At 75.3% G+C, this 19199-nt stretch carries 18 protein-coding genes; 17 read left to right on the forward strand and 1 reads right to left on the reverse strand.

The annotated features are described in order from the left end of the window. Nucleotides 1-33: 33 nt before the first annotated feature. The 8 genes from MCM47_RS21015 to MCM47_RS21050 all read left to right on the forward strand — a co-directional run bounded on the left by MCM47_RS21015 (nt 34) and on the right by MCM47_RS21050 (nt 10329). Nucleotides 34-1188, forward strand: coding sequence for a glycosyltransferase (locus MCM47_RS21015; RefSeq protein ID WP_238863432.1), 1155 nt, complete (start codon nt 34-36; stop codon nt 1186-1188). A gap of 333 nt (nt 1189-1521) precedes the next feature. After that, complete coding sequence (locus tag MCM47_RS21020) at nt 1522-3042, forward strand: sugar transferase (protein ID WP_238863198.1); 1521 nt, start codon at nt 1522-1524, stop codon at nt 3040-3042. A 6-nt stretch (nt 3043-3048) separates the two neighbouring features. Further along, complete coding sequence (locus MCM47_RS43340) at nt 3049-4449, forward strand: O-antigen ligase (protein ID WP_238863199.1); 1401 nt, start codon at nt 3049-3051, stop codon at nt 4447-4449. Beyond that, nucleotides 4446-6167, forward strand: a complete 1722-nt coding sequence (locus MCM47_RS21030; RefSeq protein WP_238863200.1) for a lipid II flippase MurJ — start codon at nt 4446-4448, stop codon at nt 6165-6167. Before MCM47_RS43340 ends, MCM47_RS21030 begins: the two co-directional genes overlap by 4 nt. Then, nucleotides 6157-7191 carry a polysaccharide deacetylase family protein gene (locus tag MCM47_RS21035; protein ID WP_238863201.1) on the forward strand — a complete coding sequence of 345 codons (1035 nt, stop codon included), beginning with the start codon at nt 6157-6159 and terminating at the stop codon, nt 7189-7191. Before MCM47_RS21030 ends, MCM47_RS21035 begins: the two co-directional genes overlap by 11 nt. After that, on the forward strand, nt 7191-8306 hold the full coding sequence (locus MCM47_RS21040) for a glycosyltransferase (protein ID WP_238863202.1): 1116 nt from the start codon (nt 7191-7193) through the stop codon (nt 8304-8306). The genes MCM47_RS21035 and MCM47_RS21040 overlap by 1 nt, the downstream gene beginning before the upstream one ends. Before the next feature lie 62 nt (nt 8307-8368). Continuing rightward, a complete protein-coding gene (locus MCM47_RS21045; protein WP_238863203.1) occupies nt 8369-9169 on the forward strand; it encodes a Wzz/FepE/Etk N-terminal domain-containing protein in 801 nt (266 codons plus the stop codon). Then, nucleotides 9166-10329: a GNAT family N-acetyltransferase gene (locus MCM47_RS21050; RefSeq protein WP_238863204.1), complete on the forward strand. Its 1164-nt coding sequence runs from the start codon at nt 9166-9168 to the stop codon at nt 10327-10329. Before MCM47_RS21045 ends, MCM47_RS21050 begins: the two co-directional genes overlap by 4 nt. A gap of 21 nt (nt 10330-10350) precedes the next feature. Here MCM47_RS21050 and MCM47_RS21055 read toward each other — a convergent pair whose 3' ends face one another. Beyond that, entirely contained in the window at nt 10351-11616 is a 1266-nt protein-coding gene (locus MCM47_RS21055) for a glycoside hydrolase family 26 protein (protein ID WP_238863205.1), read from the reverse strand. 356 nt (nt 11617-11972) lie between these two features. Here MCM47_RS21055 and MCM47_RS21060 point away from each other — a divergent pair, with 356 nt between their 5' ends. From MCM47_RS21060 to MCM47_RS21100, 9 genes are all read left to right on the forward strand, one after another. Further along, the gene (locus tag MCM47_RS21060) at nt 11973-12905 is read left to right on the forward strand and encodes a hypothetical protein (RefSeq protein WP_238863206.1); all 933 of its coding nucleotides are present in this window, start codon (nt 11973-11975) and stop codon (nt 12903-12905) included. Between the two features lie 229 nt (nt 12906-13134). Beyond that, nucleotides 13135-14733 (forward strand): ribosomal protection-like ABC-F family protein, encoded by a 1599-nt coding sequence (gene abc-f / locus MCM47_RS21065; RefSeq protein ID WP_238863207.1) that lies wholly within the window; start codon nt 13135-13137, stop codon nt 14731-14733. A 329-nt stretch (nt 14734-15062) separates the two neighbouring features. Then, on the forward strand, nt 15063-15296 hold the full coding sequence (locus MCM47_RS21070) for a helix-turn-helix domain-containing protein (protein WP_049658450.1): 234 nt from the start codon (nt 15063-15065) through the stop codon (nt 15294-15296). Nucleotides 15297-15550: 254 nt separating this feature from the next. Continuing rightward, nucleotides 15551-16357 (forward strand): enoyl-CoA hydratase/isomerase family protein, encoded by an 807-nt coding sequence (locus tag MCM47_RS21075; protein ID WP_238863208.1) that lies wholly within the window; start codon nt 15551-15553, stop codon nt 16355-16357. 168 nt (nt 16358-16525) lie between these two features. Then, nucleotides 16526-17035 carry an Asp23/Gls24 family envelope stress response protein gene (locus MCM47_RS21080; protein WP_374209181.1) on the forward strand — a complete coding sequence of 170 codons (510 nt, stop codon included), beginning with the start codon at nt 16526-16528 and terminating at the stop codon, nt 17033-17035. 43 nt (nt 17036-17078) lie between these two features. Further along, nucleotides 17079-17270, forward strand: coding sequence for a hypothetical protein (locus MCM47_RS21085; protein WP_238863209.1), 192 nt, complete (start codon nt 17079-17081; stop codon nt 17268-17270). After that, nucleotides 17270-17629, forward strand: coding sequence for a hypothetical protein (locus MCM47_RS21090; RefSeq protein WP_238863210.1), 360 nt, complete (start codon nt 17270-17272; stop codon nt 17627-17629). Before MCM47_RS21085 ends, MCM47_RS21090 begins: the two co-directional genes overlap by 1 nt. 209 nt (nt 17630-17838) lie before the next feature. Then, nucleotides 17839-18549: a DUF6286 domain-containing protein gene (locus MCM47_RS21095; RefSeq protein WP_238863211.1), complete on the forward strand. Its 711-nt coding sequence runs from the start codon at nt 17839-17841 to the stop codon at nt 18547-18549. Beyond that, nucleotides 18546-19187 carry an alkaline shock response membrane anchor protein AmaP gene (locus tag MCM47_RS21100; RefSeq protein ID WP_238863212.1) on the forward strand — a complete coding sequence of 214 codons (642 nt, stop codon included), beginning with the start codon at nt 18546-18548 and terminating at the stop codon, nt 19185-19187. The genes MCM47_RS21095 and MCM47_RS21100 overlap by 4 nt, the downstream gene beginning before the upstream one ends. Nucleotides 19188-19199 lie beyond the last annotated feature (12 nt).

Here is a 19199-nt window from a genome sequence, read left to right on the forward strand (position 1 = left end):
CGGCGGCGCCACCCTAGGCTCGCCGCCGTGCATATGACGATCCTTCACATTTCCCAGCCCGTCGACGGCGGGGTCGCCCGCGTGGTGGTCGACCTGGTCCGCGGCCAGCGCGAGGCCGGCCACCGGGTGCTGGTCGCCTGCCCGCGCGGCGGCCGGCTGGCCGGGGAGGCCGCCGCGGTCGGCGCCCTGGTCCAGGACTGGCCGGCGCGCCGCTCGCCCGGCCCGGCCACCGCCCCCGAGGCCTGGCGGCTGCGCCGGATCGTCCGCGCCGCGGCGCCCGACATGGTCCACCTGCACAGCGCCAAGGCCGGGCTGGCCGGCCGGCTGGCCATCCGCGGCGCAGTGCCGACGGTCTTCCAGCCGCACGCCTGGTCGTTCGCCGCGGTGGACGGCCCGCTGGCCGCGGCCACCCTGCGCTGGGAGCGGCTGGCGACCCGCTGGGCCCACCGGCTGCTCTGCGTGAGCGTCCAGGAGCGGGCCGACGGGGTCGCGGCCGGTCTGCACGCCGACTGGGCGGTGGTGCCCAACGGCGTCGACGTCCGGCACTACGCGCCCGCCGAGCGCCGGGCCGCCCGGATCGCGCTCGGCCTGGACCTGGACGCGCCACTGGCCGTCTGCGTGGGCCGGCTCTGCCGCCAGAAGGGCCAGGACGTCCTGCTCGCCGCCTGGCCCGAGGTGCTGCGCCGGGTGCCGCAGGCCCGGCTGGCGCTGGTCGGCGGCGGACCGGACGCGGCCCGGTTGGCCGCCGCCGTGCGCGAGTCGGCCAAGCCCTCCCGGGTCCGTCTGGTCGGGGACGTGCCGGATCCGCGGCCGTGGCTGTCGGCGGCGGACCTGGTGGTGCTGCCCTCGCGCTGGGAGGGGATGGCGCTGGCTCCGCTGGAGGCGATGGCGGCCGCCCGGCCGGTGCTGCTGACCGACGTGCCCGGGGCCCGCGAGTGCCTGCCGCCGGCCGAGCGCGAACGCGCCGTGGTCCCGCCCGAGGACGCCGCCGCGCTCGCCACCCGAATGGCCGAAGCGCTGTCCGATCCGATCGAGTGCGAGCGACGCGGTTCGCGGCTGCGCGAGCACGCGGTGGCCCGCCATGACGTGCGGTCGGTGGTCGAACAGGTGGACGCGCTCTACCGGGACCTGCTGGGTGCCGGTCCGGCGGCCGGACGCCGCCGTGCCCGTGTCCCGCAGCGGATCTGATCGTTTCACATGCCGTGAATGCCCGCCGTTCCGGCGCTGTCGTATTCGCACCCTCAGCCGGATGTCGGCGAGGGGTGAAATCGGAATTACCTATTAATGGGCGGCTGGAATGAAATGGCAAGTCACCTTCCGGCGCCTTGGCCCCCTTTCGGTAATGTCTGATTTTGCCTGCTTCGTTTCGATTTCATGCCGGGAATTCGCGAGAAACTCGAAAGCCGCCAGCGGTAGCAGGTGCTGTCAGGACCGAGCCCGCCGGGCCGCGGCGGCCGCTCCGGGCCATCCGGTGCCGGAGCGACGTCACCCCGGGCACACAGCAGGGGAGTTCGTGCGCTGATGACCATTGACCACGACAGCGTCCCGAGGCCTGGGCGGCCCCTGTCCGGACAGCGCCGACCGGCCACCGGTCTGCTGGACCGCCCGGCCCGGTCCGCCCCCCGCAGCGCCCCGCCGGCCCGGCGCCACCGCAGGCCGGTCCGTTCCCGGCTCGCGCTTCCCGCCGCGCTCGCCGCGGTCGACGCCGTCGCCCTCTGCACCGCCACCGGCACCGCCAACCGCGTGCTCGACCCCGCCGTCCGGGTCGAGCCGCTGCTCGGGGTGGCCGCCCTGTTGCCGCTGCTCCTCCTGCTCAACCTGGCCGGCGGCCTCTACCGCACCAGGCTGACCCTCTCCGTCCTCGACGAGCTGCCCGCGCTGGCCGCCCGCGCCGTCGTCGCCGCCGCCTTCGCCGTCACCCTGGCCGGCTGCCTCGACGGCCGCTGGCCCGACAGCGGGCCGGCCACCCCGGGGCGGCTGACCGTCCTGCTCGGCACCCAACTGCTGCTCGCGGTCTGCGGCCGCGCCATGCTCTACCACCTCGTCAGGCGGATCCGCCGCAGCCGTCCCAGCCCCGTCCTGGTGCTCGGCGCCGGCCGGCTCGGCCGCCGGGTCGCCGCCGCGCTCACCGCCCGCGGCGAGTACGGCATGCGCCCGATCGGCTTCGTCGACCCCGACCCGCCGCTGCTCTCCGGCGACACCGACCTCCCGGTGCTCGGCGGCCGCGAGGTGCTGGAGCGCGAGGTCCGCCGGCACCGGGTCCACCACGTGGTGGCCACCGCCGGCGCCGCCGACGAGGCCGAGACCGCCGCCGCCCTGCGCGACGCCGCCCGGCTCGGCTGCCAGGTCTGGCTGGTGCCCGCGCTGCGCGAGTACGGCTCGCTGGCCACCGGACGGATCCCGGGCGGCGACCAGCTCTGGGGATACCCCTGCCTGCGCGTCGGCCGGCCGGCGATGGGCCGCCCCGGCTGGGCCGCCAAGCGCGCGCTCGACGTCGCCGCCGCCGGAGTCGGCCTGATCGCCCTCGCCCCCGTGCTCGCCCTCTGCGCCCTCGCCGTCCGCTTCGACACCGGCCCCGGCGTACTCTTCCGCCAGCAGCGCACCGGGCTCGACGGCCGGGTCTTCACCGTCCTCAAGTTCCGCACCCTGCGGCCCAGCAACGAGCACGAGTCGGCCACCCGCTGGAACATCGCCCAGGACCACCGGATGGGCACGGTCGGCAAGCTGATGCGCCGCAGCTCCCTGGACGAGCTGCCCCAGCTGTGGAACGTCCTGCGCGGCGACATGAGCCTGGTCGGCCCGCGGCCCGAACGCCCGTACTTCGTCATGCGGTTCAGCCAGGCCTACCCCGAGTACGCCGACCGCCACCGCGTCCCGGTCGGCCTCACCGGCCTCGCCCAGGTCAACGGCCTGCGCGGGGACACCTCGATCGAGGACCGGGCCCGCTTCGACAACCGCTACATCGAGAGCTGGAGCCTCTGGCAGGACGTCAAGATCCTGTGCCGGACCGCGGCGCTGATGCTCCACCCGGACGGGAGCTGAACCGGCGTGGCCCTCCCCCTCACCGCCGCCCCCGACCCGGCCCGGGTGTTACGCCGGGCCGCCAACGCCCTGGTGGACCGCCCCAGTCTGCTCGCCGCGGCCACCGTCCTGCTGGTCTGCGTCCCCACCGGCGAGAAGGACGTCGCCGCCGCCGTCCACGTCACCGCCGCCGACCTGGCCTCGCTCGCCCTGGTCGCCCTCACCGCGGTGCACCTCCTGCGCGGTCGCACCCCCGCGATCGGCCGGACCGCGGCCCTCCAGTTCGGCGCCGTCGTGGTCGCCGCCGCCGTCGCCACCATCGGTTCGATCGACCCGGCGACCAGCCTCACCGGCTTCGTCCGGCTCACCCAGGTCTTCGTCCTGGTACCCGCCGCCGTCCTCTGCTCGCTGCGCGACCGCACCGACCAGCGCCTGGTGCTCGGCTCCTTCGTCGTTGCCGCGCTGGTCGAGGGCGCGGTCGGCGCCCAGCAGTACCTCACCCGGACCGGTGCCTCCTACGCCGGGCAGCCGATCCGGGCCGTCGGCACCTTCGGCGCGCTCGACGTCATGGCGATGTCCACCGTGGTCGCCTACGGCCTGCTGGCGGCACTGGCCCTCGCCCTCGGCGAGCGGGGGCCCGGCGGGAACGCCGGGCTGCGCCGGGCGATGTACGCGGCCGCCGCCTTCCTGGCCCTCCCGCTCGCCGTCTCCTTCAGCCGCGGCAGCTGGATCGCCACCGGCGCCGCCGCCGCCGTCCTGCTGCTGCGCGCCGACGCCCGGCTCGCCGTCCGCAGCGCCGTCCTGGCGCTGGCCGCGACGGTCGTCCTGGTCGGTGGCCTCGGCCTCGGGGCCTCCGGCGTCACCGCGCGCCTCAGCTCCATCGGCTCCGTCTCCGCCGCCCCCGACCAGTCCGTCTCCGACCGCTACGACCTCTGGGCCACCGCCGGGCGGATCTGGCAGGACCACCCGGTGGCCGGAGCCGGGCCCAAGGCCTTCCAGCAGCTGCGCGACAGCCACGCCCCGCTGCGGCTCTCCTCCGGCAGCGACGCCGCCGACGCCACCATCGGCTTCCGGCGCGAGCCCCTGCTCTCCCCGCACAACATGTACTTCCTGGTCCTCAGCGAGCAGGGCCTGATCGGCATCACCGCGTACGGGGTGCTCTTCCTCGGCCTGCTGCTGCGCTGTCTGCGGCGCGCCAGCGGCACCGGCCTGGCCGCGCTCGCCCTGCTGGTCTGGGTGCTGGTCGACTTCCTCTACGCGGACATCGGCGGCACCACCACCGTGCTGACCTCCGTCGTCCTCGGCCTCGCCGCCCGCACCGCTCACGGCCGGCGCGCCGGGGGCCGGCCCGAGGGCTCCGAGGTCGAGCGGGCGGGCGTCCGCCCCGAGGTCGAGCGGGCGCACACCGGCAGCGGAGTCGGGCGATGACCACCGAACCGCCGGCCGCGCTCACCCCCGCCTTCCCCGCCCCGCGCAGCGCGCCGCCCGCCGCCGGGACCCCGGCCGTGGGCGACCCCCGGCACGGCTTCGTCGCCAAGGCCTTCGGCGTCACCGCCGTGCTCACCGCCGCCGGATCCGTCCTCGGCATGCTCCGCGACCTGCTGCTCGCCACCTTCTTCGGCGCCAACCAGGGCACCGACGCCTTCCTGGTCGCCTGGACCGTCCCGGAGACGGCGGCGCCCCTGCTGATCGAGGACTGCATGGCGTTCCTGATGGTCCCGGCCTTCAGCCTCGCCCTGGTCCTGCGCGAGGAGCGCCCCGACGGCCCCGACCCGGTGCGGCAGCTGGCGCGGGCGACGCTCCCCGGCCTGTTGCTGGTGCTCTGCCTGCTCACCCTCGGTGTCGTCCTCGGGGCCCGTCAGCTCGTCGGCCTGCTCGCCCCCGGGCTGGCCGACCCGGAGCTCGCCGTCACCTGCACCCGGATCACCGCGTGCACCATCCTGCCGTTCGGCCTCGCCGGGTACCTGGGCTCGGCCCTGCGCGCGCACCACAGCTTCACCGCGCCGGCCGGCATCTACGTCGCGTACAACCTCACCATCCTGGCCGCGCTGCTCACCGGCCACGACCTGCTCGGGGTGGAGTCGGCCGCGATCGGGGTGGCCGCGGGGAGCCTGTTGATGGCCGCCGTGGTGGCCGTGCCGATCGGACGCCGGCTGCGCCAGGGCCGGCGCGGACCGGCCCGGTCCCCGCTCGCCGACCAGGGGCTGGTGCTGATCCCGCTGGCCGTACTCCCGGCGGTCGCCTTCACCCTGACCCGGCAGGCGCAGGTCTTCGTCGAGCGGTACCTCGGGTCCGCACTGCCCCCGGGCAGCATCTCGCACCTCAACTACGCCGCGAAGATCTCCCAACTGGCCATGACCGTGGCCATCCTGCTGGTCACCGTGACCTTCCCGCTGGTCGCCCGCGCGCTCGCGGCCGGGGACCTGGACGCCGCCCGCGACCGGGTGGAGAAGGACCTCGGCCAGGGCGCCGCGCTCGTCCTGATCGGCACCGCCTTCCTGATGGCCTGTGCCCCGTCGGTGGTCGCCCTGCTCTTCCAGCGCGGTGCCTTCGGCCCCCGGGACGCCGCCGCCACCGCCGCCGTCATCCGGGTCTACAGCTTCGGCCTGCCCGCCCAGGCGCTGATCGGCGTGATGATCCGCCCCTACTTCTCGCTCCGTCCGGTGGTCCGCCGGGCCGGCGACCCGTGCGACGGCGGCGGCCGCCGGCTGCTCGACTGGTACCCGGCCGCCGCCATGGTGCTCGGCCTCGTCGTCACCGCCGCCGTCGGCCTGGCCGCCACCGACCGCTTCGGCGCGCTCGGCCTGGCCGCCGGGAACGCGGCCGGCATCACCACCACGGCCGTGCTGCTGCTGCGCGGGCTGGTCCTGCGGGGGATCGAGCTGCGGCTGCGGCTCGTTCTCGCCGGCCACGCCCGGCTGCTGGGCGCGGCCGCCGGAGCGGCCGGCCTCGGCACTCTCGCGGCCGGGCTCGTCACCGACCCCCTGCTCTCGACCCTGCTCGGGGGCCTCACCGTGGCGCTGGCCTTCGCCTCCCTCGGCACCGTCCTCGGTGCCCGTGAGGTGCGCGGACCGGTCCTCGCCGCCGTCCGGGCCCTGAGCCCGCCAGCCGTTGCCGATGAAGGGAAGCTTCCCCATGGACGTTGAACGGGGATCGGTCCGTTCGGCCCTGTCGGGCGTGCTCCGCACCGCCGTGCCCCGCACGGTCGGCGCGCTCGCCGACGCCCCGCGTACGGGGGCCCGCCGGGCCCAGGCACAGCTTCCCGGAAGCCGCCGGCCGGCCCACGAGGCGATCGTCCCGGAGACCTCCTCGCCGTGGATCCTGATGTACCACTCGGTGGCGGTCGAGAAGGAGGACCCGTACCGACTGACCGTCAGCCCCGAGCGGTTCGCCGAGCAGATCGCCTGGCTGCACCGGCGCGGCCGGCGCGGGGTCTCGGTCCGCGAGCTGATGCGGGCCCGGGCCGCCGGGCGGGCCGACGACCTGGTCGGCCTCACGTTCGACGACGGCTACGCGGACTTCGCCCGCCACGCCGTACCGATTCTGCAGGCGTACGGCTTCACCGCCACCGCCTACGTGGTCGCCGACCTGCTCGGCCGGGCCAACGACTGGGACGAGAAGGGCCCGCGCAAGAAGCTGCTCACCGTCCAGGAGGTCACCGAACTGGCCGCCGCCGGCTGGGAGATCGGCTCGCACGGCCTCGGCCACCAGTCGCTGCCGGGGCTGTCCGCCGAGGCCCTCGCCGTCCAGACCCGGGAGAGCCGCCGGGCCCTGGAGGAGGTCGTCGGCGGCCCGGTCACCGGCTTCTGCTACCCGTACGGCGCGGTCGACCTGCCGGCCACCCTGGCCGTCCGCGACGCCGGCTACGACTACGCCTGCGCCATCGCGCACTCCCCGCTCACCGGCCGGTACGCGCTGCCGCGCTGCTACGTCGGCGACCGTGACGGTGCCTGGCGGCTGCGCGCCAAGCGCGGCCGGCACCACCTGCGCGACACCGTGACCGAACTGCGCCGCAGCCGCCTCGCGGACCGCCTCGAACGCGGGGCCCGGCTCGACCGCGGGGCCCGGCTCGACCCGGCGGCCCGTCCCGAGCGCCCGGAACGCCCCGGGGGCGAGCGCGCCGGCAGCGGCGACGCGGGCACCGCCAAGGGCAGTGGCGGGCGTGCCTGATGAGAGTGCTGCACATCGTCACCGGGCTCGCCTCCGGCGGTGCCGAGCGGCAGCTCCAGCTGCTGCTGCGGCACCTGCCCGCCCATCAGCACTGCGAGGTGGCCGCGCTGACCAACCCCGGCGCGGTGGCCACCGCGCTGCGCGCCGAGGGCGTCACCGTCCACCACCTGGCGATGCGAGGCAACCGGGACCTCGGGGCGCTGCCCCGGCTGGTCCGGCTGATCCGCGCCGGCCGCTACGACCTGGTGCACACCCACCTCTACCGGGCCCAGCTGTACGGACGGACGGCCGCCCGGCTCGCCGGGGTCCGCACCGTGATCTCCACCGAGCACTCGCTGCACGCCGGGGTGATCGAGGGCCGCCCCGTCACCCGCGGGGTCAAGGGCCTCTACCTCGCGGCCGAGCGGCTGGGCACCACCACCGTCGCGGTCTCCCGGCAGGTCGCCCAGACCCTGCACGCCTGGGGCGTCCCGCCGGCCCGGATCGAGCTGATCCCCAACGGAATCGACGCCGCCCGCTACCACCGCCCGGACGCCGCCCGGGCCGCCGACCGGGCCCGGCTGCGGGCCGAGCTCGGCCTCCGCCCGGACAACTGGGTGATCGGCGGGGTCGGCCGGCTGGTCCCCGGCAAGCGCTTCCACGTCCTGGTGGAGGCGCTGGCGCAGCTGGACGCCGCCGCCCGGCTGGTGCTGGTCGGCGACGGCCCCGAGCGGGCCGCCCTGGAGCGGCGGGCCGGCGAACTCGGCGTCCGGGAGCGCCTGCTGTTCACCGGCGAGCGCGACGACGTCCCCGAACTCCTCGCCGTGCTCGACGTGCTGGCCGCCCCCTCGACCGAGGAGACCTTCGGCCTCGGCGTGCTGGAGGGCCTGGCGGCCGGCCTCCCCGTCCGCCACAGCGCCTGTCCGGCGCTGGACGAACTGCCGCCCACCGCCGCCCCGCAGGCCCGCCGGATCCCCTCCGACGCCGCCGCCTACGCCGCGGCGCTGCGCGACCTGCGCCACCTCAACGACCACAGCACCGACCCGCTGCCCCGGCCGCCGGCCGTCGGCCACTACGACATCGTCCGGGTGGCCGCCGCCCTCGGCGCCCTCTACGACCGCCTGGCCGCCGCTTGAGCCGCCGGCGTCCGAACCGCCGGCCCGCCTCCCGGGCCGCCTGACAACTTACGGAGCACCCCATGTCCGAACCGCGCCGAAGCGCCCGCAGCCTGGCCCGCCGGTGGTGGCCGGTCGCCCTCGCGGTGCCGCTCGGCGCCGCCGCCGGCGCCGGGTACGCCGCGGTGGCCCAGCCCTCGTACGCCGCCAACTCCTACGTGATCGTGGTGCCGCAGAACCCCGGGGAGAGCGCGACCGCGGTCAACTTCGCCCAGGCGTACGGCCGGCTGGCCGGGCAGCCGCAGGTGCTCGCGGCCGCCGCCGCGGACACCGGCCGCACCCGCAGCGAGCTGGAGGCGCTGGTGCACGGCACCACCTCGCCGGACGCGCCGATGATCGAGATCACCGGGACCGGCGCCGGCCCGCGCGAGGCGGTCGAGGCGGCCGATGCGGTGGCGAGCTCGCTGGTCTCCTTCGCCAACGCCAGCAGCAAGGAGACCGGGGTACGGCTGGTCCCGCTGGCTCCCGCCGCCGAGCCGGACCGGCCGACCACCCCGTCGGCTCAGCTGGACGTCGCGGTGGGCGGTGCGGCGGGCCTGCTGATCGGCGCACTGGCGATGATGACCCGCCGCCGGGGCGGCGGCGGGTCGGAGCCGGCGGCCACCGCGGCCGAGCCGGTGGCCGCCGTACCGGCGCCGGCCGCCCCCGGCCCGCGGACCGCGGTGGCGCCGGCCACCCCGGAGCGGGCCGCCCCGGAGCGGGGTGCCGAGCGCAGCGCCCCGGAGCGGGCCGCCGAGCGCAGCGCCCCGGACCGGGCCCCGGAGGAGACCGCCCCGGCGAAGGCCCCCGCTCCGCAGAAGTCCGCCGCCGGGGGCGGGCGATGAGCACCGAGGCCCGGCTCACTCCGGGCCTGCCCGGTCAGGCCGGCCCGCCGCACTGGACGACCGAGCTGCACCGGGAGGACGACGCCCTCGACGCTCTCGCCGAGGAGTGGGACGACCTGGCCGCTCGCTGCCGGACCGCCACCTTCTTCCAGGCCGCAGCATGGCAGCGCTCCTGGTGGCGCCAGTACGGCAGTCCGGGTGCCCTGCTGGTGGTGCTGGTCCGCCGGGACGGCCGGCTGGTCGGTGCCGGCGCGTTCCGGCGCCGCGGCGGTCCGCTCGGCGGCCTGACCGGGCTCGGCGGCGGTCTGGCCGACTTCACCGACGTCCTGCTGGACGACGACTGCGCCGACCGGGCCGCGGCCGAGTTCGCCGCCGCCCTCCCGCTCACCCGCCCCTGGCACACCCTGGAACTGCGCGAGGTGCACCCGCAGGCCGCCGTGCAGCGGGTGTACGCGCACTGGTCCGGCCGCCGCCGGCGGTTCGACGACTCGGTCTGCCAGTACCTGCCGGGCGTGCCGATGGACGAGCTGCTGAAGCGGCTGAAGGGCAAGACCGCGCAGCGCAACCGGGTCAAGCAGCGCAGGATCGCCGAGGCCGGTGTCGAGGTCCGCACCACGCCGCCGGAGGAGGTGCCGGAGGCGATCGCCGAGTTGCTGCGGCTGCACTTCCTGCAGTGGCGGGAGCGCGGCGTCACCCCGGAGCACCGCACCGAGCGGTTCGCCCGTCACCTGGCCGACTCCACCACGGGCCTGGTCGCCGGGGGCCTGGCGGTCGTGCACCGGTTCCGGCTCGACGGTGAGCTGGTCGCGGTCAACGTGCTGCTGCTCTGCCCGTCCTTCAGCGGTCTCTACCTGTACGGCGCGCACCCGAAGCTGCGCGAGCGGCTCGACATCGCCGGGCTGCTGTTCGGCGCGGCGCTGGACGAGACGGTGGCGGCCGGTGTCCCGGTGATAGGCCTGCTGCGCGGCCAGGAGCCGTACAAGCAGCGCTGGCGCCCGGACCGGCTGCCGAACCAGCGGCTGCTGTTCGGCCCGCGGGGCCCGGCCCCGGCGCTCGCCGCCCGGGCGGGCGCGGTGCGGGCCCGCCGGGCCGCGGTCCACGTGCTGGACGACCGGATGCCCGGACTCAAGCAGGTGCTGCTGGCCCGTCGCCGGAGCTGACCGGCCGCCGCGCCGCCCGCCTCAGCGCCGGGCCGGCCGTCCGCTCGGGGCCGGTTCGGCGGAGAGGGCGGCCGCGGACGGCGTGGGCGAGGCGGTGGCTGTGGGGGAGGCCGGGGCCGCCGGCGTCGCCGTGCCGGGAGGCGGCGCGGTCGGGGTGGCCGGCGCGGTCGGGGTGGCCGGCGCGGCCGGGGACGGGGCCGGGGTGATCTTCGGGCTGGGCGCGGGGGGCGTCGGCTGCGAGCCGGCCGGCGCGCCCTTCGAACCGGTCATCAGCTGCTTGAACAGGGCGCTGGAGCGCGGGTTCTGCCCGCACTGCCAGAAGCCGTGCGGGCAGTAGTCGGTGACGGTCTGGTAGCTGGTGTCGTGGGTGCGGATCCACTCGACCATCCGCTGGACGAACTGCGGGTTGTCGCCGTTGCGGAACAGTCCCCACTCCGGGTAGGAGACCGGCTTGCCCCGCTTGGCGGCGAACTCCACCTGGTCCTGCAGTCCGTACGGCTCGCGCACGTAGTCGTCGAAGCTGGCACCGGCGGGCTGGTCGTAGCTGTCCATCCCGATGATGTCGACCACGTCGTCACCGGGGTAGCACCTGGTCCACGGGATCGCGTCCAGGCCCCGGTTCGGGGCGAAGTCGAAGCGGAACCGCTGCCCGGGCACCGAGCGCATCACCGAGACGATCCGCCGCCAGTAGGCCTTCCACGCCGTGGGGTCGGGCTTGCAGCGGTGGGTGTAGGTGACGCCGTTCATCTCCCAGCCGAGCGTGAGCACGGTGTCCGCCCCGCCGAGTGCGACCAGCCGCCGGGCGAGTCTGAGGAAGTGCTGGTCGAAGTCGCCCCGCGCCCCCTGGCCGAGCAGCCGGGCCACCTCACCGTCCGGCACGGCGGCCTCGTTGGGCACCAGCATCGGCACGCCGAGCACGAGCATCCGGGACGGGTCGGCCAGCCGCCACTGCGACCAGAGGCCGAGCACCACGGGCTCGCCCTCGATGTCCGCCCAGCCGTTGCCGGCCAGGTAGGTGTGGCCGACCTGCAAGTTGGCGTCGCCGAGCCACTGCGCGTACCGGCCGATCTGCGGGATGTACGTGTCCCACGAGCCGACGAAGGCGCCGAACGGCGGCTCGTGGCTCGGCCGCTGGACGACCGGCCGGGGGGCGGCGCCGCGCGGCTGGAAGGCGTCGGAGGAGAGGCTGTGCCGTTCCGTCTGGCTGAGCGGGGTCCCGGCGGGGACGCTGGCCGTGGTCAGCAGCAGCAGGGCGGCGGCGGCCAGCGCCAGGCGGCCGATTCGCATGGTCTCTCCTCCGGGCTCCACGGGGTGCGGGGCCGGGTGGACGCACCGGGGCCCCGTGCGCCGACAGTAGGCCCGGCCGGGGAGGATTAAGCAGAATGTCACCCTAAAGTGGGCGATATTCGAACGCCGTCCGCCGCAACCGCGTCGTGTATCACCTCTGTAACAGTCCGCCCGGCCGTGGGAGCGCTACCCGGCCCGCCCGTCGGAAGGCCGGTCGGCGCGGTGGCGGCCCCGACGGCGCAGGTCGGCGGCCGGGTCGGGACGAAGGTGGCGAATCGGCTGCGCACGGTCCCGCGGTCCGGACGGACGGCCGAGTCCGGCTGACTCGCGCGGGTGGTGAAAGGTACGCTCCGCCCGTGTCCTGGAAGCCGCTGCGTGTACTCACCCCCCGATCGGTCCTCCCTGCCCTGGCGGTACTGCTGGTCCTTGTGGCGGGCGCGGCCGCGCACGCCAACAAGCCGGTTCCGTTCGGCGACAGGGTCGCCGGGCCGGGCGGCGCGGAGGCGGGCCCGGTCAACGCGCAGTCGGTGAGCGCGGCCGATCTGGAGCTGAAGGTCGGCCCTGGTCTGGAGGCGTACGACCGCGCCACCGGTGAGCACACCTGGTCCTACCGCCGTGAGGGGGCCACCGCGCTGTACCTGTCGATGGCGGGCGAGAGCGCCGTGGTCGTCTGGGACGACGGCCTGGTGACCTCGGCCCGGCCGGGCGACCACGAGGTCCGCTGGCACCGCGCGGTGCCCGGCCTGGCGGACTGGCTGCGCGGCGAGGGCGAGCCGGGGGCCGACAAGCGCACCGAGGAACAGCGCCGGCAGCTGGCCACCGACCGCGCCGCCGCGGCCCTGCACACCGTCCAGCAGTCCTCGCCCTGGGTCGCCGTGGTGACGCCGAACCTGACCATGGGCTTCCGCGACGCCGACGGCGACCTGCGCTACAACTCCAAGCCGGCCGGCAACTGCCTCTACGACCCGACCCGCACGGTGGGCACCGACTACGCCGTGCTGGTCCCGCGCAGCTGCACCAACAGCAGCGGCCAACCGGTCTCCGGCGGCATCTCCGGCTACCGCCTGGACAGCACGGGCTGGCAGCTCAACGCCGGTCCGGCGGTGGCGCTGAAGCCGCTGGACGGCCGCCGGGTGCTGATCTCGGACGGCCCGATCGTCGGCCCCAAGGTGTTCGACACCAAGGCCGCCGCTCCGGAGTCGGCCTGCGGCAGCGCGGCCGAGCCGTTCGCGGCCGTCCGCCCGCAGGGCTCCTGCGCGGTGCAGGAGGCCGCCGGCGCCCAGCAGTAGCCGGTGCCGGACCCGGTGGCCCCGGGCCCGGCGTCCCCCCGGACGGCGGTTCTCCGGGCCCTTCCGCGGGCCCGGTAGACTTGCCGCCATGGCTGTTCTCTCCGGGCACTAGCGAGCGAGCGCCGCCGCCTCGTGCGGTGAGCCGACCGCCGCGACGACGCCCCCATCCGCTGCCCCGGCCCTGTGACCCGTCCAGGGCCCGCCCACGTCCCAGGAGAAGTACCCAGCCATGATTTCCGCGAACGCCCTAGAGCTGCGCGCCGGTGCCCGGATCCTGATCGAGTCCGCGAGCTTCAAGGTCGCCCCCGGCGACCGGATCGGCCTGGTCGGGCGCAACGGTGCCGGCAAGACCACGCTCACCAAGGTGCTGGCCGGCGAGGGCCTGCCGGCGGCCGGGACGGTGACCCGCTCGGGCGAGGTCGGCTACCTCCCGCAGGACCCGCGCACCGGCGACCTGGACGTCCTCGCCAAGGACCGCATCCTCTCCGCGCGCGGCCTCGACACCGTGCTGAAGAAGATGCGCGAGAACGAGGACCGGATGGCCAACGGCAAGGGCGCCACCCGGGACACCGCGATGAAGAAGTATGCGCGGCTGGAGACCGAGTTCCTCACCAAGGGCGGGTACGCCGCGGAGGCGGAGGCCGCCACCATCGCCGCCGCGCTGGGCCTGCCGGACCGCATCCTGGGCCAGCAGCTGCACACCCTCTCCGGCGGTCAGCGCCGCCGCGTCGAGCTGGCCCGGATCCTCTTCTCCGACTCCGACGTGCTGCTGCTCGACGAGCCCACCAACCACCTCGACGCCGACTCGATCGCCTGGCTGCGGGACTTCCTGAAGACCTACAAGGGCGGCTTCATCGTCATCTCGCACGACGTCGACCTGGTCGAGACGGTCGTCAACAAGGTCTTCTACCTGGACGCCAACCGGTCCGCCATCGACGTCTACAACATGGGCTGGAAGCAGTACCAGCAGCAGCGCGAGGACGACGAGAAGCGCCGCAAGCGCGAGCGGGCCAACGCGGAGAAGAAGGCCGCGACCCTGAACGCTCAGGCGGACAAGATGCGCGCCAAGGCGACCAAGACGGTGGCCGCGCAGAACATGGCCCGCCGGGCCGAGAAGCTGCTCTCCGGCCTGGAGCAGGTCCGGCAGAGCGACAAGGTCGCCAAGCTGCGCTTCCCGGACCCGGCCCCCTGCGGCAAGACCCCGCTGACCGCCAGCGACCTCTCCAAGTCCTACGGTTCGCTGGAGATCTTCGCCGGCGTGGACCTGGCCATCGACCGCGGCTCGCGGGTCGTCGTGCTGGGCCTCAACGGCGCCGGCAAGACCACCCTGCTGCGGATGCTGGCCGGCGTGGAGCAGCCGGACACCGGTGAGGTGATCCCCGGCCACGGCCTGAAGATCGGCTACTACGCCCAGGAGCACGAGACCCTGGACCCGGACCGCACGGTGCTGGAGAACATGCGCTCCTCGGCGCCCGACACCGACCTGGTGCAGATCCGGAAGATCCTCGGCTCCTTCCTGTTCTCCGGCGACGACGTCGACAAGCCGGCCGGGGTGCTCTCCGGTGGTGAGAAGACCCGGCTCGCGCTGGCCTCGCTGGTGGTCTCCAGCGCCAACGTGCTGCTGCTCGACGAGCCCACCAACAACCTCGACCCGGCCAGCCGCGAGGAGATCCTCGGCGCGCTGCGCGAGTTCAGCGGAGCCGTCGTGCTGGTCACCCACGACGAGGGGGCGGTCGACGCGCTCCAGCCGGAGCGGATCATCCTGCTGCCGGACGGCGTGGAGGACCTCTGGAGCCCGGCGTACGCCGACCTGGTCTCGCTCGCCTGAGCTGACAGGCAGACGCGCGGTCCCCTCTTTGGACCAGAAAATCTAGTCCTTACGGCGTGTCCGGGAATGAAGAGGTCCTGGGTTCCGTTTAAGGAGCTTCCGTCGGCCCGCCACTCGATCGTGGTCGGGCCGACGCTGCTGATCAGCTCTTTCGCGTCGAACGGCGGAAGCCGCCCGGGGGCGTGCACTCTGCGTGAGCGCCCTTGTGCGCTCGGATCACCACCGAATGACCACGCATTCCCGACATCGACCTTGCCGAATGGGTGGCCAGGACGCGGTGGATGGGTGATCATGGGAATCTGACCGAGCAACGCTACGAGGAGGCACGGGTGGCCGAGACTCTGAAAAAGGGCAGCCGGGTGACCGGTGCCGCGCGTGAGAAGCTCGCGGCCGATCTCAAGAAGAAGTACGACTCCGGGGCGAGCATTCGCGCTCTCGCGGAGGAGACCGGTCGCTCGTACGGCTTCGTGCACCGGATGCTGAGCGAGTCCGGAGTGATCCTCCGGGGCCGCGGTGGTGCCACGCGGGGCAAGAACAAAGCTACTGCTGGAGCCAGCTCCTGACGGTCCGTCAGTCCATCGACGGATGACTCGGCGGCAGGGCGCCGACCGGGGATGCGGCGGATGGTCGTCCGTCCTCGGCCCGTGCGAACCGGCCGCCGATCGTCATGCCCGCCGACGCCCCGGGCGAACGCCCGCCGACGCCTCGCGCGAACGCCCTCCCTCCTCCTCCATGCGTGCGCGCCACCACCCTGCCGCCGCGCGGGCGGTTTTGTTACTCTCCGGTAGCCAAGTCCCTCGCCACCGGAGGTCCCCGCATGACCGCCCCCGCCACCGACCCGCAAACCTCCCCCTGGGAGCAGGACGGCGTCCGCCTGGAGATCGACGGCGAGCTCGCCGTCGTCACCCTCTGTCAGCCCAAGCGGCGCAACGCCCAGTCGCCTGCGATGTGGCGCGCCCTGAGCGCCGTCGGCCGCGAACTGCCCGGCAGCGTGCGGGTGGTGCTGCTGCGCGGTGAGGGCGTCTCCTTCTCGGCCGGCCTGGACCGGGCGATGTTCACCGCCGAGGGCATTCCCGGCGAGCGGAACTTCCTCCAGCTGGCCGCCGCCGAGGACAAGGACCTCGACGAGACCATCGCCTCCTACCAGGAGGCCTTCACCTGGTGGCGCCGCCCCGACCTGGTCTCGATCGCGGCCGTCCAGGGCCACGCCGTGGGCGCGGGCTTCCAGCTCGCCCTCGGCTGCGACCTGCGAGTGGTCGCCGACGACGTCCAGTTCTCCATGAAGGAGACCTCGCTCGGCCTCGTCCCGGACCTGGCCGGCACCAAGCCGCTCACCGAACTCGTCGGCTACGCGCGGGCGCTGGAGATCTGCGCCACCGGCCGCTGGGTCGGTGCCGAGGAGGCCGCCGCCATCGGCCTGGCCAACCTGGCCGTCCCCGCCGCGGAGCTGGACGCCGCCGCCCGCGACCTCGCCGCCGCGCTGCTGGCCGCCCCGCGCAGCGCCGTGATCGAGACCAAGGCGCTGCTCCAGGGCGCCGGCGGCCGCTCCTACGACGAGCAGCGCTCCGCCGAACGGACCGCGCAGGCCCGCCGGCTGCGCGACCTGGCCGGCATCGGCGACTGACCGCCACCGTCCGCCGAAGGCCCGGCTCCGGGGAACCGCCCCCCGGAGCCGGGCCTTCCGCCGTCCGGGCCCGCGTCCGGCGGTCCTCCGGGCGCGCGAATCGTGGCGAAATGCCAGAGTTGGAGGGATTTGCGATATAGCTGGAGCCGTACGACGGGAGATGCGCCCATGCCTGACACTCCGACGCCCGCCACCCTGCACAAGCCCACCTCGGCAGCCACCCCCGCCGCGATGCCCTCCAACAGCGGGAGCAGCAAGCCGATGGTCGAGCGCGGCCGCACGGCGATGGCCGTCGGCGTGATCGAGAAGATCGCCGGCATGGCCGCCCGTGAGGTCTCCGGCATCCACGCCCTCGGCTCGGGCCTCGCCCGGACCTTCGGCGCGATGCGCGACCGGGTGCCCGGCGGCAGGTCCAGCGTGGGACGCGGCATCAAGGCCGAGGTGGGGGAGAAGCAGACCGCCATCGACATCGCGCTGGTCGTCGAGTACGGCGCGGTCATCCCCGAAGTAGCCCGCCAGGTGCGGGAGAACATCATCGACTCGGTCGAGCGGCTGACCGGTCTCGAAGTCGTCGAGGTCAACATCGCGGTCAACGACGTCCACCTCCCCGACGAGCCGGAGGTCGAGGAGGAGGAAGAGGCGAGCATCCCGTCCGGACAGCGGCCCAAGTTGAAGTAGCCCGCCGGTGGGGCGGGACGCAGCGGAAGACGAGGTGGAGTGGATGAACCTGGCCGTCCTCGGCATGGCGGTCGGAATGGCCCTCGGCTTCGCCGGCTATTTCGGCGGGTTCGCGGCGTTCCTGCTGGTGGCCGCGCTGGGCGTGGTCGGTTTCGTGGCCGGGCGGCTGCTGGAAGGCGACATCGACCTCGGTGACCTAGGCGACCTGCTGCGCGGCCGCGACCGGCGCCGCTGATGGCCCCGCTCGCCACCCCCTCCGCCGGACCCGTCCGCCGCGAACCCGGCGCCCGCGGGCGGCTGCGGATCGCCGACCGGGTGTACGCCCGGATCGCCGCCCGGGCAGCCCGTGACGCGCTCGCCGAGGCCTGGCGCGGGCGGGCGGAGCGAGGCGGGCCGCCGAAGGTCTCCGTCTCGGTGCCCGGCTCCACCGTCAGCGTCCGGGTCTCTGTCGACCTGCCCTTTCCCGCCGACCTCGCGGCGCTCGCCCGCACCGTGAAGGAGCGGATCACCGCGCAGGTCGGCGCGCTGACCGGGACCCGGGTCACCGAGGTGGTGGTGGTCGTCGAACGGCTGGTGGCCGAGGGAGGGGCATGACGGAGCAGCCGCCCGGTCCCGGCGGGCCGACGGAGCGCGGCGCCCCCGGCGAGCCTGTCGGGCCGGCCGGGGGTGGTGGACGTGCCGGGGCGGGTGGGCTCGACGGACCGGCCGGGCCGGAGCCCGCGCTGGAGCCCGGGCCTGGGCCGGAGCCGGAACCCGGACCCGGGCCGGAGCCCCCACCCGAACCTCTGCCGGAGCCGGTCAAGGTGCCCAGGCTGCGGGCGCCACGGACGGCCGCGGCCGCGCTGGTCGCCACCGCCGTCCTGGTGCTCGGCGTGGCGCTGCTCTACGACGCGATCGCCGTCCGCACCGGACACCCCCCGCGCCGCTGGCGCGCCGAAACGGCCGACGAACTGGCCACCCGGCACCTGAACGACACCTGGGTGCTGCTCGGCGCCGGGGTCGCCGTGCTGCTCGGCGGCTGGCTGCTCTGGCTCGCCTTCGCCCCCGGGCTGCGCCGCTGGCTCCCGCTCCGCCCGCAGGGGGACACCACCGCCGCCATCGACAGGGCCGGGATCCGCGTCCTGCTACTGGACCGGGGCGCCGGGCTGCCGGGGGTCGACCACCTGACCGTCCGGGTCGGCCGCCGTCGGGCGAAGGCCACCCTCGTCGGTCCCGCCGATCCGGCGAGCGTGCAGCGGCAACTGCGCGAGGAGCTGGCGAGGGTCACGCTGGCCGACCCCCTGCGACTCGACGTCCGGACCGGGGGACACCGGGGGCACGGCGGAGCGCAGGACGTCGAGCCGGGTGGTGGGCCCGGCGGAGGGCCTGCCGACGGTGGTGCGGCGGGTGCCGGGGCAGCCGCACCCGGTCGTGCAGTGCCGGGGTCGGGGTCGGGGGCGACCGCGTCCGGGACGTTCGGGACGTTCGGGACGTCCGGGAAGTCCGGGAAGTCCGGGCGGGGAGGGGCCGAGTGAACCGGGCCACCGTCAACCGGGTGCTGTTGGGCGTGGCCGGAGCGGTGCTGCTCGCGGTCGGGCTGCTGGTACTGGCCGGTGGCCTCGATCTGTACGCGCACCTGGGGGCCGACCCGCCGAGCTGGTGGCCGCTGGCCTCGCCGGACCAGCCGGTGGTGAGCGCCCGGTCGCGGACCCGCTGGGTCGACGAGGAGTGGTGGTGGCCGGCGGTGATCGGTGGCCTCGTCCTGGCGGTGGCCGGATCGGCCTGGTGGCTCCTCGCCCAGCTGCACCGCAGCGGCCCGGCGACCGTCCTCGTGCCGACCCCCGGCTCGCGTGGCCTGCGACTGCGCCTGCGCACCCGGGCGCTGGAGGACGTCCTGGAGACCGGCACGGTCGCGCTCCCGGAGGTCGGCCGCGCGAAGGTGCGACTGATCCGCGGACCGGGCCGGCCGCGGCTGCGGGTGGCGGTCCGGCTGGCTCCGGGCGGTGAACCGGCTGCGCTGGTCGAGCACTTCGAGACCGGCCCGCGCACCGCTGCGCGGACCAGTCTCGGCCTCCCCGAGCTCCCTGCCGAGCTGCGGGTCACGGTGGCGCGGGCGAAGCCGCCGGCCGCCCGGAGGCGCGGCGGCCGGCGGAAGTACCCGAGGGTGATGTAGCCGGCGAGCGGG

It is taken from the genome of Kitasatospora sp. A2-31 (assembly GCF_022288725.1).
Lineage (GTDB): Bacteria > Actinomycetota > Actinomycetes > Streptomycetales > Streptomycetaceae > Kitasatospora.